The organism is Pseudomonas sp. IT-P258, from assembly GCF_949767825.1.
Classification (GTDB): domain Bacteria; phylum Pseudomonadota; class Gammaproteobacteria; order Pseudomonadales; family Pseudomonadaceae; genus Aquipseudomonas; species Aquipseudomonas monachiensis.
The window spans coordinates 522105-536082 of record NZ_CATKPU010000021.1; the positions used below are offsets into that span (position 1 = coordinate 522105).

A 13978-nucleotide genomic window follows, 5' to 3' on the forward strand; every position below is an offset into this window, starting at 1 on the left:
GACATTTAACCATGTAGCCTGGCTACGACGTGGTGGGTTACCTGACCAGAAAAAGGACACCACAGAACTGTGTCGACCCGGCGATCCGCAGCCCCCGTCGTTATCAAGACCTCGCACGTTTCAGCCAGCACGCCACACCGTCCGCAACCGTTGCAGCGCCGCCTCGATGGCCTTTTCGGGCACCGCGGCAAATCCCAGTACCAGACCGGCGCGTTGATCCATCGGGGTTGCGCAATCCGGCAGCCAATAACTGCTCAAGCCGTTGACCTCGACATCGACACTGCTCGCCAACTCGATCAGCTCGCGTTCACGGGCCACGCTGTCGACCGGCACCGTCATGTGCAGCCCTGCGGCGACGGTGGGTAGCTTGCCAATGCCTGGAATATCCAGCGGCCAACCGCTGAGCAAGGTATTGCGCCGACTCAGCGCCGCACGCCGCATGCGCCTTATGTGCCGCTGGAAATGCCCGGCCGCCATGAACTCGGCCATCACCGCCTGGGTGCTGACTTCGGAATGCCGTACGTCCACTGCACGTCGTTGCGCAAACGCCTGCACCAGCCCCGGCGGCAGCACCAGATAACCGAGACGCAATGCCGGAAACGCGACCTTGCCGAACGTGCCGACATACAACACCCGCCCGTTACGATCGAGTGCCGCCAAAGGCGCCAGTGGCGCGCCGCTGTAGCGGTACTCGCCATCGTAATCGTCCTCGACGATCCAGCCTTGGGTGCGCTCGGCCCAGGCCAGCAGCTCCAGACGTCGCGCCAGGCTCATGACCACGCCGGTGGGATACTGGTGGGACGGCGTGACGTAGGTCAGCCGACAATCATCGAGTGCTGACAGTTCGCTGCAATTGATACCCTCGCTGTCCACCGCCACCCCGTGTAACCGCGCCCCCGCCACGGCAAAGGCATGACCGGCCGCCCGATACCCCGGATTTTCAATCGCCACCCCGTCGCCGGGCTCCACCAGCAACTGTGCACAAAGGCTGATTCCCTGCTGCGCGCCACTGGTGATCAAAATTTGCTCAGCTGTGCATTGCATGCCCCGCGAACTGCGCAAATACGCGGCGATCATCCCGCGCAGGCGTGCATCGCCTGCCGGGTCGCCGTAGCACAGCTGTTGAAAATCCGGCTTGCGCCAGAAAGCCGCATTCAGCTTGGCCCAGACCTCGAATGGAAACAGATCGAACGCCGGGACACCCACCCGAAATGCCCGGGGCGGACCGCTCGGAGGATTGGCTAAATGGTTGTTTTTGACCCGGGTCAACGGGTCGTTGTGGATAACTTTGCTGGATGAATCCACAGGTAAATCGAGCCAATTTGTGGATAAGGCTGTGGGTAACCCTGTTGAAAACCCTGTGGATACTTTTGTGGATAGTTTTTTTGCCGGCACGGTTGCCTGGGGCAATTGCGCGACATAAGTCCCGTCGCCTACCCGCCCTTCGATAAACCCTTCGGCGTACAACTGATCGTAGGCGCGCACCACGCTGTTACGGGAAATCGCCAGCGCGGCAGCCAGATCACGACTGGCCGGCAGACGCGTACCGCTGGCCAGTCGTCCGTCGAGCACACGCGTGCGCAATGCCTGATAGAGCTGACGACTCAGCCCCTGGCGACGATCAAGTTCGATACCCGCCGGGTTGAAGGTCAGGGACAGTGGTTCGCTGGTCATCGCAATGGACCTATGAAATTGGTCGTTAATGGCTCTTACAACAGACCAATAGCCTGCCTAGGATGCAGGCATTCGCCAAGGAAAATATCTCCATGTATACGCCACGTGCTTTTGCCATCGACGAGTTGTCCCAACTGCATGAACTGATCCTCGCCACCCGTCTCGCCATATTGGTGACCCATGGTGAAAGCGGCCTGCAAGCCAGCCATGTACCGGTGCTGCTGCACTGCGAACAAGGCTCGAACGGCACGTTGTACGGGCATCTGGCCAAAGCCAATCCACAATGGAAAGACCTGCGCGACGGCGCCGAAGCCCTGCTGATATTTGCCGGTGCCGACGCCTACGTCAGCCCTGGCTTCTACCCAAGCAAGGCCGAACACGGCAAAGTCGTGCCTACCTGGAACTACGTCGCCGTACACGCCTATGGCCGAGCCGAAACCTTCAGCGATGGCGGACGGCTGCTCGACATCGTCAGCACCCTCACCGATCGTCATGAAGCTGGCCGCGCCCAACCGTGGTCAGTGGCCGATGCCCCCGCCGATTACATCGACGGCATGCTCAAGGCCATTGTCGGTTTCGCCATCCCCATCGACCGTCTGGAAGGCAAGCGCAAGCTCAGCCAGAACCGCAGCCCCGCCGACATCGCCGGTGTGCGCGAAGGCCTGGCCGCCAGCCCCGACGTCAACGACCAAAGCCTCGCCCAATTAATGCGCTAAGGAAGTCACCATGAGTCAAATCGACATTCGCCAAGTCACCGCCGGTGATCACGCGGCCTGGTTGCCGCTGTGGCAAGCCTACCTGCGCTTCTATAAAACCGAACTGCCGGAGGCCGTTACCCAAAGCACCTGGCAGCGCATGCTCGATCCGAACGAGCCAACCCACGCCGCCCTCGCCTGGGTCGACGGTAAAGCGGTGGGCATGGTGCATTTCATCTACCATCGCTCGAACTGGGCCATCGAGAACTCCTGCTACCTGCAGGACTTGCTGGTGGTCCCGGAAACCCGTGGCACCGGTGTCGGCCGCCAGTTGATCGAATTCGTCTACACCACGGCCAAGGCCGACGGTTGCAACAAGGTCCACTGGCTGACCCACGAAACCAACGCCACCGCGATCCAGCTCTACGAGCGCATCGCCGAACGCCCGGGTTTCATCCAGTTTCGCAAAGCCATCTAAGTTCAAGGAGAACAGCATGTCGATTTCACTCGCCGACTGGAAAGGCGTCCCGGCCCCCACGACTCAACTGATCGAAGGGCGTTACATCCGCCTGGAAAAACTCGACCCGGCGCGCCACGGCGACGACCTGTTCAACGCCCTGCAAGGCCCCGGCGCCGACCCGAAGCTGTGGGACTACCTGCCTTACGGCCCCTTCCCTGAGCGCAGCGTCTTCAACGACTGGCTGAACAACCACGCGGCCAGTAGCGACCCGTATTTCTTCAGCGTAATCGACCGCGCCAGCGGCGAGGTCCAGGGCATACTCAGCCTGATGTCCATCGTCCCGGCCCAGGGCCGCATCGAAATCGGCCACGTTACCTTCGGCGCCCCGATGCAGCGCTCGCCGAAAAGCACCGAGGCGGTTTACCTGTTGGCCAAGGAATCCTTTGCCCTGGGTTACCGTCGCCTGGAATGGAAATGCAACAACGCCAACGCCCGCTCCAAATACGCGGCCGAGCGCCTGGGCTTCAGTTTTGAGGGAGTGTTCCGTCAGCACATGGTGGTCAAAGGACAAAATCGGGACACCGCGTGGTACTCGATTCTGGATTCGGAATGGCCGGCGATTGGCGCCGGGTTCGAGAAGTGGCTGAGCGATGAGAACCAAACCGCCTCGGGTCAGGTTAAAGGGTTGGTGGAGTGCAGAACGCAACAGTCCTGAATCCATAAAACCGCATTCTTCGGCGAAGGCCGCGGGTTGAATTTCGGGCGAAAAAAAGGGGAGCACATGCTCCCCCGAGGTATAAAGCGTTGTATCGCGGCTGTTAACTCAGCCTTCGATCTCGATCAGGATCTCGCCCGGGTTCACCCGGTCGCCCTTGGCCACGTGAATGGCGGTGACTTTACCGGCGATGGCTGCCTGGACTTCGGTTTCCATCTTCATCGCTTCGGTGATCAGCACGGCCTGGCCTGCCTTGACGGTGTCGCCTTCCTTGACCAGCACGTCGACGATGTTGCCCGGCATGGTGGTGCTGACGTGACCCGGTGCAGTGGCTTGCTTGCGCTTGCTGCTGCCGCCGCCGACGAATTCGTTGAGCGGCTCGAACACTACTTCTTCCGGCATGCCGTCGATGGACAGGTAGAAGTGACGCTTGCCTTCGGCCTTGACGCCAACACCGGTGATGTCGACGCGGTAGGTTTCGCCGTGAACGTCAATGACGAACTCGGTTGGCACGCCTTCCCCACCGACAGAGGCGACGCCGCCGGCTTCAGGAATCGGCAACAGCACTTCTGGCGTCAGGGTGCCCGCAGCACGCTCTTCGAGGAACTTGCGACCGATGTCCGGGAACATGGCGAAGGTCAGTACGTCTTCTTCAGACTTGGCCAGTGCACCGATGTCGGCACGCAGCTTGGCCATTTCCGGCTTGAGCAGATCGGCCGGACGAACGTCGATCACTTCTTCGCTGCCGATGGCCTGGCGACGCAGTTGTTCGTTCACGGTGCCCGGCGCCTTGCCGTAACCGCCTTGCAGGTACAGCTTCACTTCGTTGGTGATGGTCTTGTAGCGCTCGCCGGCCAGCACGTTGAAGAACGCCTGGGTGCCGACGATCTGCGAAGTCGGGGTCACCAGCGGCGGGAAGCCGAGGTCTTCACGAACACGCGGGATTTCGGCCAGCACTTCGCTCATGCGATTGAGTGCGCCCTGCTCTTTCAACTGGTTGGCCAGGTTGGAAATCATCCCGCCCGGTACCTGGTTGACTTGAACACGGGTGTCGACGGCGGTGAATTCGCTTTCGAACTGGTGGTACTTCTTGCGCACGGCGTAGAAGTACAGCCCGATCTCTTGCAGCAGTTCCAGGTTCAGGCCGGTGTCGAACTCGCTGCCTTTAAGGGCGGCGACCATCGACTCGGTGCCCGGGTGGCTGGTGCCCCAGGCGAAGCTGGAGATCGCGGTATCGATGTGATCGGCGCCGTTTTCGATGGCCTTCATTTGGCACATCGCGGCCAGACCAGCGGTGTCGTGGGAGTGAATGAACACTGGCAGCGATTGCTCGGCTTTCAGCGCCTTGACCAGTTCGCCGGTGGCGTACGGAGTCAGCAGGCCGGCCATGTCCTTGATCGCCACCGAGTCGCAACCCATGGCTTCCATTTGCTTGGCCTGGTTCACGAAGGCCTCGATGGTGTGCACCGGGCTGGTGGTGTAGGCGATGGTGCCCTGGGCGTGTTTGCCGGCGGCTTTCACCGCTTCGATGGCCACGCGCAGGTTACGCACGTCGTTCATGGCGTCGAAGATGCGGAACACGTCGATACCGTTGACCGCCGCCTTGGCGACGAAGGCCTTGACCACGTCGTCGCTGTAGTGGCGGTAGCCCAGCAGGTTCTGGCCACGCAGCAGCATTTGCAGACGGGTGTTAGGCAGCGCCGCGCGCAGTTGGCGCAGACGCTCCCACGGGTCTTCTTTCAGGAAGCGAACGCAGGCGTCGAAGGTCGCGCCGCCCCAGCATTCCAGTGACCAATAGCCGACTTTGTCGAGCTTGTCGCAGATCGGCAGCATGTCTTCGGTGCGCATGCGAGTGGCGAGCAGCGATTGGTGGGCGTCGCGCAGGATTGTGTCGGTAACGTGGATTTGTTTGCTCATTGTTCTATTCCTCACAGGCCTGCGTGGGCGGCGATGGCGGCGGCGATGGCCAGGGCCAGCTCTTCGGGTTTGCGCTTGATCGAGTAGTTGGTCAGTTCAGGGTGGCTTTCAACGAAGCTGGTGTTGAACTGGCCGCTACGGAATTCCGGGTTACGCAGGATTTCCTGGTAGTACGCGGCGGTGGTCTTGACCCCTTGCAGACGCATGTCGTCCAGGGCGCGCAAGCCACGGTCCATCGCCTCTTCCCAGGTCAACGCCCACACCACCAGCTTCAGGCACATGGAGTCGTAGTACGGCGGGATGGTGTAGCCGGTGTAGATCGCCGTGTCGGTACGCACGCCAGGACCGCCGGGCGCGTAGTAACGAGTGATCTTGCCGAAGCTCGGCAGGAAGTTGTTCTTCGGGTCTTCGGCGTTGATCCGGAACTGCAGGGCGAAACCACGGTGGTGGATGTCTTCCTGTTTCACCGAAAGCGGCAGGCCGGAGGCAATGCGAATCTGCTCACGGACAATGTCGATGCCGGTGATTTCTTCGGTGATGGTGTGTTCCACCTGCACCCGGGTGTTCATCTCCATGAAGTACACCTCGCCCTCGGCGAGCAGGAACTCCACGGTGCCGGCGTTCTCGTAACCCACGGCCTTGGCTGCGCGCACCGACAGGTCACCGATGTAGGCGCGCTGTTCCGGGGTCAGTTGCGGGCTCGGGGCGATTTCGATCAGCTTCTGGTTGCGGCGCTGGATCGAGCAGTCACGCTCGAACAGGTGCACCACATTGCCGAAGCTGTCGCCGAGGATCTGCGCCTCGATGTGTTTCGGATTGACGATGCACTTTTCCAGGAACACTTCCGCCGAACCGAACGCCTTGGTGGCTTCGGAAATGACGCGCGGGAAAGCCTGTTCGAGTTCTTCGCGACTGTTGCAGCGACGAATGCCGCGGCCGCCACCACCGGAAGTGGCCTTGAGCATCACCGGGTAACCGATGCGATCGCCTTCGGTCAGGGCTTCTTCAATTCCCGACACGTTGCCTTCGGTGCCCGGGGTCACCGGTACGCCGGCCTTGATCATACTGCGGCGAGCTTCGGTCTTGTCGCCCATACGGCGAATCACTTCAGCCGACGGGCCAATGAATTTGATCCCGCGTTCGGCGCAGATCTCCGCCAGCTCGGCGTTTTCCGAAAGGAAGCCATAGCCTGGGTGCAGTGCATCGCAACCGGTTTCCACCGCCAGGTTCACCAGCTTGCGCGGGTTCAGGTAACCGGCCAGCGGCTCGGCACCAATGCTATGGGCCTCGTCCGCACGCTTGACGTGCAGAGCATGACGGTCGGCATCGGAGTAGATCGCGACCGAGCGAATGCCCATTTCGGCGCAGGCACGTACGATTCGTACGGCAATCTCACCACGGTTGGCGATCAGGATCTTTGTTATCACTTGGAGGTTCCCTTGAGCCGGTGGTACCCACGACCTGCTAGACCCAGGTCGACGCGTGACCAAATGTTTCAATTTGGTCGCAGGTCCACACTAGCGCCCACAAGGGATTAACAAAAATGAATAAAAATTGGGTCGTGCATAAGTAAAGACTTATAGTTGATTCACCAGCCAGCGACGAGAGCGACCAGATAATGCGTAAGTCATTGATGCGTATGACTTTGCGGCAATTACAGATCTTCAACGAGGTCTGTGATTTGCGCTCCTACAGCCGCGCGGCCGAGGAAATGTCGCTCACACAACCTGCCGTCAGCCTGCAGATTCGTCAACTTGAAGAGCTGATTGGTCAGCCTTTGTTCGATTACGTCGGCAAAAAACTCTACATGACCGAAGCGGCTGAAGCGTTACAGCGGGCCAGCCGGGATATTTTCGGGCGCCTGGAAAACCTCGACATGCAGCTGTCGGACATGCAGGGCTCGTTGCAGGGGCAGCTGAAACTGGCGATCGAATCCAGCGCCAAATACTTCGTGCCGCATCTGTTTGCCGCGTTCAAACGCCAGCACCCGGAAGTGAACCTGCAACTGACGGTGGTCAACCGTGGTCAGGTCATTCGGCGCCTGTCGGACAACCGCGACGACCTGGTGATCATGTCCATGGTGCCCCAGGACATGGGCCTGGAATTCCTGCCGTTCCTGAACAACCCGATCGTCGCCGTGGCGCCACCGGATCATCCGCTGTGTCATATAGGGCCGCTGCGCCTGCAGGATCTCGAGCCCTACACACTGCTGCTGCGAGAGCCAGGCTCCGGGACGCGGCTGGCGTGCGAAGAATACTTCAAAGAGAAGCGCGTGCATTTCAACCAGACCCAAGAGGTCTCGTCTGCCGAAGCGCAGCGTGAATGTGTTCTGGCAGGCCTGGGCGTTGCGCTGTTGACGCGCCACGCCCTGAGCCTTGAACTGGCAACCGGTGGGCTGATCGAGCTACCGGTCGAAGAGCTGCCACTGTTTCGCAGTTGGTGCCTGGTGCAGGCCAAGGCGAAACGCCTGTCACCGGTGGCTCACGCCTTCCTGGCGTTTATCCGTAGCGAACGGATTCAGATCAGCGCGCTGGTTGAGCGTTTCGACGGGACACCGAGGGAGATGCCTGCCAGAAGTTGAGTTCCAACTCCGGAAAGTCGCCAATTTCGGCCAGAAGCTGACGGCGTTCGCAGCGATCTTCGATGGCGCGACGGAATTCCATGCGGCGCTGATCTTCTTGCTGACGACGGGTTTTGACAGCGCTGTTGCGTTCTTCGTAGGGCATGGCCATTTCGAGTCTCCCAAGGCGAGTACGGGAGTTTCAAGATAGGCGCGGGGGATGACGGTTTGGCGGCTTGGGCGTTACAGGGAGATGAACATTCAGAAGCAAAGATCGCAGCCTTCGGCAGCTCCTATGCAGGAACGCGAATACCTGTAGGAGCTGCCGAAGGCTGCGATCCCTTGATCTTAGTCGTCAAGCGCTTTCACCGACTTGGGCGACAGCCGCAAGCTGCGCAGGCTGCGCTTGACGCTCTTGAGGTGGTTGACCAGGCTCGGGCCACGCGCCATGGCCACGCCCATCGCCAGCACGTCGATCACCACCAGGTGGGCGATACGCGAAGTCAGCGGCGTATAGATTTCAGTGTCTTCATGCACATCGATCGCCAGATTGACCGTAGACAGTTCAGCCAACGGCGTCTGGCTCGGGCACAAGGTGATTAACGAGGCACCGCTTTCGCGCACCAGGTTGGCGGTGATCAGCAGGTCCTTGGAGCGCCCGGACTGGGAAATGCAGATCGCCACGTCGGTTGGCTTGAGCGTCACGGCCGACATCGCCTGCATGTGCGGGTCGGAATACGCCGCAGCGGTGAGCAGCAGGCGGAAGAACTTGTGCTGGGCGTCCGCGGCGACCGCACCCGAGGCGCCAAAGCCGTAGAACTCCACACGCTGGGCCTGGGACATCAGCGTCACCGCCCGCTGCAACTCCAGCGGATCGAGCTTCTCGCGAACCTCCATCAGCGTATGCAGGGTGGTGTCGAAGATTTTCAGGCTGTAGTCGGCGACCGAGTCATCCTCATGGATCGCAAACTGGCCGAAACTCGCACCTGCCGCCAGACTCTGGGCCAGCTTCAGCTTCAGGTCCTGAAAGCCGGAACAACCGATGGCACGGCAAAAACGCACGATGGTCGGTTCGCTGATGCCCACGCTGTGGGCCAGGTCGGCCATGGAGCTGTGCATCACGGCCGCAGGATCGAGCAGCACGTGGTCGGCGACCTTGAGCTCCGACTTGCGTAACAGGTGGCGAGACTGGGCGATGTGTTGCAGCAGATTCAAAGGGCTGGACTCTTTGTTATTGGCAGGTGCCGGGGATGTAGCACGCTTGTAGTTATACTACATGAATCGGCTTTTTGCCTGCTCAATGCGTTACCGAATCCCTCGATTTCACGCGCGGGCACCTCATGTAGCCCCCGTCGACAGATGCAAGCCAGTGATCGATCAGGCCCACGAGAAAAAGACAGCTTCTGCTCCAGCCACTGGAAGTTCATATAACAATAAAATAACAAATAAAATCAAACATACAACTTTACATAGCCCAGCAACAAACACCACCATTAAAACATTCAACCTTGCTACATTAATTTCGCAGGAGCAAAACAACCTAATCAAAAGGAACTGAATACAATGAGCATTCAAACAAAAAACTGGACAGCACAAATTAACCGTATGCCTGGCGCCACTTATTTTCGAGTGTCTGGTACCGTAACCGTTACTGACTCAGGCATTATGCCAAAGCTTGTGCCAAGCCAGGTACAAGACACTCCCTTCCTGCCTCTGGAACTGATCCTTGAGGATCAAAAAGGCATTTTGCCAGTCTTAACAGACAGAGTTGTAGAATACAAAGTACCCGGAATCCACGCCGTAACCAGCGTTGGAATTTTTTATAACGGAGAATTATTGCACCACATTGACAAAGTAATAATAACTGACTAATAACTTGTCATTCTTACGCAATACCGGGCCTCCCGCCTAGCAACGAATAACGGGAGTGGGGATTGCGATAATAATTCATTCGGCGCGCTACTCTCTTGGGAATGGTCTGACGTAGCGATGTGTTTCTGGCTGACTTCGGTCACCGCCGATTTTGAAAGTGACGCATCGATCCAAAAAACGCTGAGATCACTCACGCATCCCTGTTTTTTAGCCGCCGCGAGCACCTCGCGGCGGCTATTCCCCACACTAAAGGCGCACCTCTACTGCATGGCTCAGTAAATGTCGGCGGGCCATCCAAAGATTCGACAGTGCAAACAGCGTCACCCGCTGTGCGGTGTTCTTGGCCAGCCACGAAAGCCTGTCTTCACATAACCGAACTGGCGCTTGATCACCCGGAACGGGTGCTCGACCTTCACCCTTACCTGCGCCTCGGCTTTTTCGATCTTGCGCCTGGCTTTGTACAGGACGCTGCGCTTGCGCAGTTTTTGGTAGGTGCTACGCCGGGCGGCAATTTTCCAGATGACCTGGCGACCTTCATGCTCGGGGCGTTTCTCCACTCCGGCATAAGCCACCAACTAGTGCTTTTCCAGCAGGCGACGGAAGTTGAAGATCGTGGTTTCGTCGGCGGATCACTGCTGCCGAACCAATTCAATAGCTGCACACACCGCCTTACAAATCCAACCAACTTAACTCAAGCGTGACAAACCATGGTTGGATATATTAATTCCGCAGGAAGCAAAAAAGATCACTTAAAGGAGCTACCTATCATGACTATTAAAACCAAAGACTGGTTCGCACATATTGACCGTTTTCCTCCCGGCCCTGCTTCGTTCAACGTCAATGGCACCGTAACCGTTGCCCACACTGGCATTACACCGAAGCTGGAAATGGCCGCACTGCAGGACAATCCCTGTGAACCGCGCCTGGAGCTTAAATTGGAAAGTTCCAATGAAATTTCACTGCAGGTTGAAACCGATAAACGTGTTAGATATAACGTATGGGGGAAATCCAATTCCGACTTCAATTTCACCAGCGTCAGTATCTACTACGAAGGCAAGTTGCTGCACCATATTGATAAAATAACGTTTACTTGGTAAGAGCATAAACTGCTTCCAGCAATTCAGGCGTCCCGCAGCCTCGTCTGCCTGATAGACGGGACGCCACCGTCTCAGCTTGCGGCTTGCGTGCGCAGTAAACCCGCCAACGTCTCAGCCTCAACTGGACGGCTGATCAAATAGCCCTGTACTTCATCGCAGCGCTCGGCTTTCAGGAACTCAAGCTGTTCTTCCCGCTCCACCCCTTCCGCCACGACCTTCAGCTTCAGGCCGTGAGCCATGGCAATGATTGCCCGGGTAATCGCCGCATCCCCGGTACCCTCTCCCAACCCGCGGATAAACGCCTGATCAATCTTCACGTAGTCCACCGGGATGCGCTTGAGATAGCTCAGGGAGGAGTAACCGGTGCCAAAATCGTCAATGGCCAGCTTCACTCCGAGATCACGCAATTGCTGGAAGGTTGCGATGATGTGCTCGACGCTGTCCAGCAACTGGCTTTCGGTGAGTTCCAGTTCCAGGAGTTGCGGCGCCAGCCCGGTCTCTTCCAGCACCTGCCGCACCAGGCTGACCAGCTTGCCCTGGCGCAATTGATGCACCGACAGATTGACCGACACCCGTATCGCTTCCAGCCCCTGCCGTTGCCACTCACAGGCTTGCCAGCAGGCCTGACGCAGCACGAACTCACCGATCGGGCCGATCAATCCGGTTTCTTCAGCCAGGCCGATGAAATCCCCCGGCGGCACGCGCCCCATGGTCGGATGATCCCAACGTACCAAGGCTTCGGCGGCATTCAATCGGCCAGTGGCCAGGCACAGTTTCGGCTGGTAAAACACCTTCAGTTGTTTGTCTTCGATGGCTTTGCGCAGATGGTTTTCCAACTGTAAACGCTCCAGCGTGCTGGCTTGCAAGCTGTCGGTGTAAAACTGAAAATTATCGCCACCCAGATGTTTGGCGTGCTGCATCGCCATGTTCGACTGACTGACCAATGCCGATATTTCCCGCGCGCTGTCCGGCAGCAGGCTGATGCCCATCGACGCGCTGACCACCAGCTCATGCCCGTCAATGGTCACCGGCAAACGCAATTTGTTCGCCAGACGAGTCGCCACCCGGGCCAGGCTCGAAAGGTTACCGTAGGAATTGAACAGCACGGCAAACTCATCACCGGAAAGGCGTGCGATGGTGTCTGCTTCAGGCAATGCATTCACCAGTCGCCGGGCCATTTTCTGCAACAACTGGTCGGCGACTTCATGCCCCAGGCTGTCATTGAGTTGCTTGAACCGGTCGAGATTGATGTGCAGCAACGCCAGGCTGCGGTAACCGCCCTGTCGCACTCGTTGATGAGCCTCGCTGAGTCGCTCGCGAAACATCGCGCGGTTGGCCAGACCGGTAAGTTCGTCGTAATGGGTCAGATAGCGCATGCGCTCTTCGGATTCTCGGCGAGCCGAGAGATCGGCGAAGAAGCCCACAATATGGCTTACATTTCCCCGGGTATCGCGCACAGCATTCAGTTGCAGCCATTGCGGATACATCTCGCCGTTCTTGCGGGTCTCCACCAGTTCGCCCTGCCAACTCCCTTGCTGCTCCAGCGCCTGATGTATTGCGGCGTAATGCCGACGTGCATCGCGACTGCATGGCAACTCAACGACATTGCGTCCAATCATGTCGTCGATGTCATAGCCGGTCACCTGACTGAAGGCTTGATTGATCGCGATCAGGACGTAGTTCGGATCGAAAATCACGATCCCTTCGCTGGCCGCCTCGAATACGGTTGCCGCCAGTTGCCGCTGCTCTTCCAGGCCTTTGCTGGCGCTGATATCGCGACGAGTGCCGACCATGCGAATCACCCGGCCGTTGTCGGCACGCTCGACTGCCCGCCCGCGGTCCTCGATCCAGACCCAGTGGCCATCGCCATGCCGCACGCGATACTCGATTTGATAGTCCTCGGTGCGGCCCTTCAAATGCTCGACCAGCGCCCTTTTCAGCCCAGGAAGATCCTCAGGGTGAAGGCGCGGCTTGAGGTGACGCAGTATCGCCGTGACCTGTTCCGGCTCCAGGCCGAACAATTCCTGAATCTGTGTGTGATGGACTTCGTCGGTTTGCAGATTCCAGTCCCACAACCCCAATTCGCTGGCTTTCAACGCCAGCGCCAGACGCGCCTCACTCTTGCTCAGCGCCTGGTTGGCGGCGTCCAGTTCCAGGCTGCGTTGAGCGACTCGGTTTTCCAGGTCGACCTGGATCTCTCGCAACTCGTCCTCGGCACGTCGGCGCTGCTCTATCTGAGTGGCCAGCTTCTGATTGAGCTGATCACTGCAGCTTTGCGCCTGCTGCAGATGCTCGATCAGTGCCTGATTCTGAAAGCGTCGCATCAAGCCCCGATCGATCAATCGATTCACCTGCCAGGCAACCACGCTCAACGCACCGAGCAGGATCAGCCCGAACCAGCCCCAACCTTGCTGCTGTTCGTCAGCGCCCCAAAACATATAGGCGATGGCTGGCAACAGGCAGGGCAAGGTGAATGACAGAAAGGCCGGCAAGCTGACCGCATAAGCCACGCTGGCCGAGAGCGCCGCGGCACCGATGAGGCCGAAGACCCAGGCTTGCTGAATGAAGTTATCGGCAGGAACCAGGGCAATGCCGGCACCTGCCAGCGTCAGACCGGTGAGACCGGAGCCCAGCAAAAACATCCGTCGCCAAATGGGATGGGCCTGACGGTTGGGAATGGCCGAGTCGAAGGCTGCGACCTGAATCACCCGCAATGCCACCAACGACAACAACCACACCAGCCAGACACTGACCAGAAAATAGCGCTGCGGGCTCCAGAGCAAACCGGCGCAGACCAGGCCATTGATCAGCATGAACAACGTGGGCAGCAGCGAGCCTTGATACAACAGGCGCGTGCGTTCGACCGCCATTTCCATGGCGTACTGTTTACGGATCACCCGAGGCTCCACAGTGGGGCCCGACAGGTCGAAGCTGAGGGTCATAGGCGATGTTCTTGTTCTTATAATGATGAGCATGTGCCCGAAACTG

General features: G+C 58.7%; 12 protein-coding genes and 1 pseudogene. 6 read left to right on the forward strand and 7 right to left on the reverse strand.

Features of this window, described 5'->3' with window-relative positions:
* Positions 1-120: 120 nt before the first annotated feature.
* Complete coding sequence (locus ACM6G4_RS09700) at positions 121-1674, reverse strand: PLP-dependent aminotransferase family protein (protein WP_414913560.1); 1554 nt, start codon at positions 1672-1674, stop codon at positions 121-123.
* Between the two features lie 92 nt (positions 1675-1766).
* On the opposite strand from ACM6G4_RS09700, the gene ACM6G4_RS09705 reads away from it, so the two are divergent.
* Genes ACM6G4_RS09705 through ACM6G4_RS09715 form a run of 3 tightly spaced genes read left to right on the forward strand, consistent with a single transcriptional unit; the run spans position 1767 to position 3544 of the window.
* Positions 1767-2390 (forward strand): FMN-binding negative transcriptional regulator, encoded by a 624-nt coding sequence (locus ACM6G4_RS09705; protein ID WP_056726819.1) that lies wholly within the window; start codon positions 1767-1769, stop codon positions 2388-2390.
* Positions 2391-2400: 10 nt separating this feature from the next.
* Positions 2401-2847 (forward strand): GNAT family N-acetyltransferase, encoded by a 447-nt coding sequence (locus tag ACM6G4_RS09710; protein ID WP_414913561.1) that lies wholly within the window; start codon positions 2401-2403, stop codon positions 2845-2847.
* 16 nt (positions 2848-2863) lie between these two features.
* Positions 2864-3544, forward strand: coding sequence for a GNAT family N-acetyltransferase (locus ACM6G4_RS09715; protein WP_056726817.1), 681 nt, complete (start codon positions 2864-2866; stop codon positions 3542-3544).
* A gap of 108 nt (positions 3545-3652) precedes the next feature.
* Here ACM6G4_RS09715 and oadA read toward each other — a convergent pair whose 3' ends face one another.
* Both oadA and ACM6G4_RS09725 read right to left on the reverse strand, forming a co-directional pair.
* Positions 3653-5461 (reverse strand): sodium-extruding oxaloacetate decarboxylase subunit alpha, encoded by a 1809-nt coding sequence (gene oadA / locus ACM6G4_RS09720; RefSeq protein WP_414913562.1) that lies wholly within the window; start codon positions 5459-5461, stop codon positions 3653-3655.
* A gap of 11 nt (positions 5462-5472) precedes the next feature.
* Positions 5473-6888, reverse strand: a complete 1416-nt coding sequence (locus ACM6G4_RS09725) for an acetyl-CoA carboxylase biotin carboxylase subunit (RefSeq protein WP_008045577.1) — start codon at positions 6886-6888, stop codon at positions 5473-5475.
* A 191-nt stretch (positions 6889-7079) separates the two neighbouring features.
* Between ACM6G4_RS09725 and ACM6G4_RS09730 the strand changes: the two genes are divergently transcribed.
* Entirely contained in the window at positions 7080-8042 is a 963-nt protein-coding gene (locus tag ACM6G4_RS09730; protein WP_414913563.1) for a LysR family transcriptional regulator, read from the forward strand.
* On the opposite strand, the gene ACM6G4_RS09735 is transcribed toward ACM6G4_RS09730, so the two are convergent.
* On the reverse strand, positions 7984-8193 hold the full coding sequence (locus ACM6G4_RS09735; protein WP_349735843.1) for a PA3496 family putative envelope integrity protein: 210 nt from the start codon (positions 8191-8193) through the stop codon (positions 7984-7986). The genes ACM6G4_RS09730 and ACM6G4_RS09735 overlap by 59 nt on opposite strands.
* 176 nt (positions 8194-8369) lie before the next feature.
* Positions 8370-9236: a transcriptional regulator HexR gene (gene hexR / locus ACM6G4_RS09740; protein ID WP_007954250.1), complete on the reverse strand. Its 867-nt coding sequence runs from the start codon at positions 9234-9236 to the stop codon at positions 8370-8372.
* Positions 9237-9584: 348 nt separating this feature from the next.
* Between hexR and ACM6G4_RS09745 the strand changes: the two genes are divergently transcribed.
* Positions 9585-9893 carry a hypothetical protein gene (locus tag ACM6G4_RS09745; RefSeq protein WP_414913564.1) on the forward strand — a complete coding sequence of 103 codons (309 nt, stop codon included), beginning with the start codon at positions 9585-9587 and terminating at the stop codon, positions 9891-9893.
* A gap of 246 nt (positions 9894-10139) precedes the next feature.
* Here the strand turns inward: ACM6G4_RS09745 and ACM6G4_RS09750 are convergent.
* A pseudogene (locus tag ACM6G4_RS09750) lies at positions 10140-10459 on the reverse strand (transposase); the annotation flags it as partial.
* 201 nt (positions 10460-10660) lie between these two features.
* On the opposite strand from ACM6G4_RS09750, the gene ACM6G4_RS09755 reads away from it, so the two are divergent.
* Positions 10661-10990: a hypothetical protein gene (locus ACM6G4_RS09755; RefSeq protein ID WP_414913565.1), complete on the forward strand. Its 330-nt coding sequence runs from the start codon at positions 10661-10663 to the stop codon at positions 10988-10990.
* A 71-nt stretch (positions 10991-11061) separates the two neighbouring features.
* On the opposite strand, the gene ACM6G4_RS09760 is transcribed toward ACM6G4_RS09755, so the two are convergent.
* Positions 11062-13932: an EAL domain-containing protein gene (locus ACM6G4_RS09760; RefSeq protein WP_414913566.1), complete on the reverse strand. Its 2871-nt coding sequence runs from the start codon at positions 13930-13932 to the stop codon at positions 11062-11064.
* Between the last annotated feature and the right edge of the window lie 46 nt (positions 13933-13978).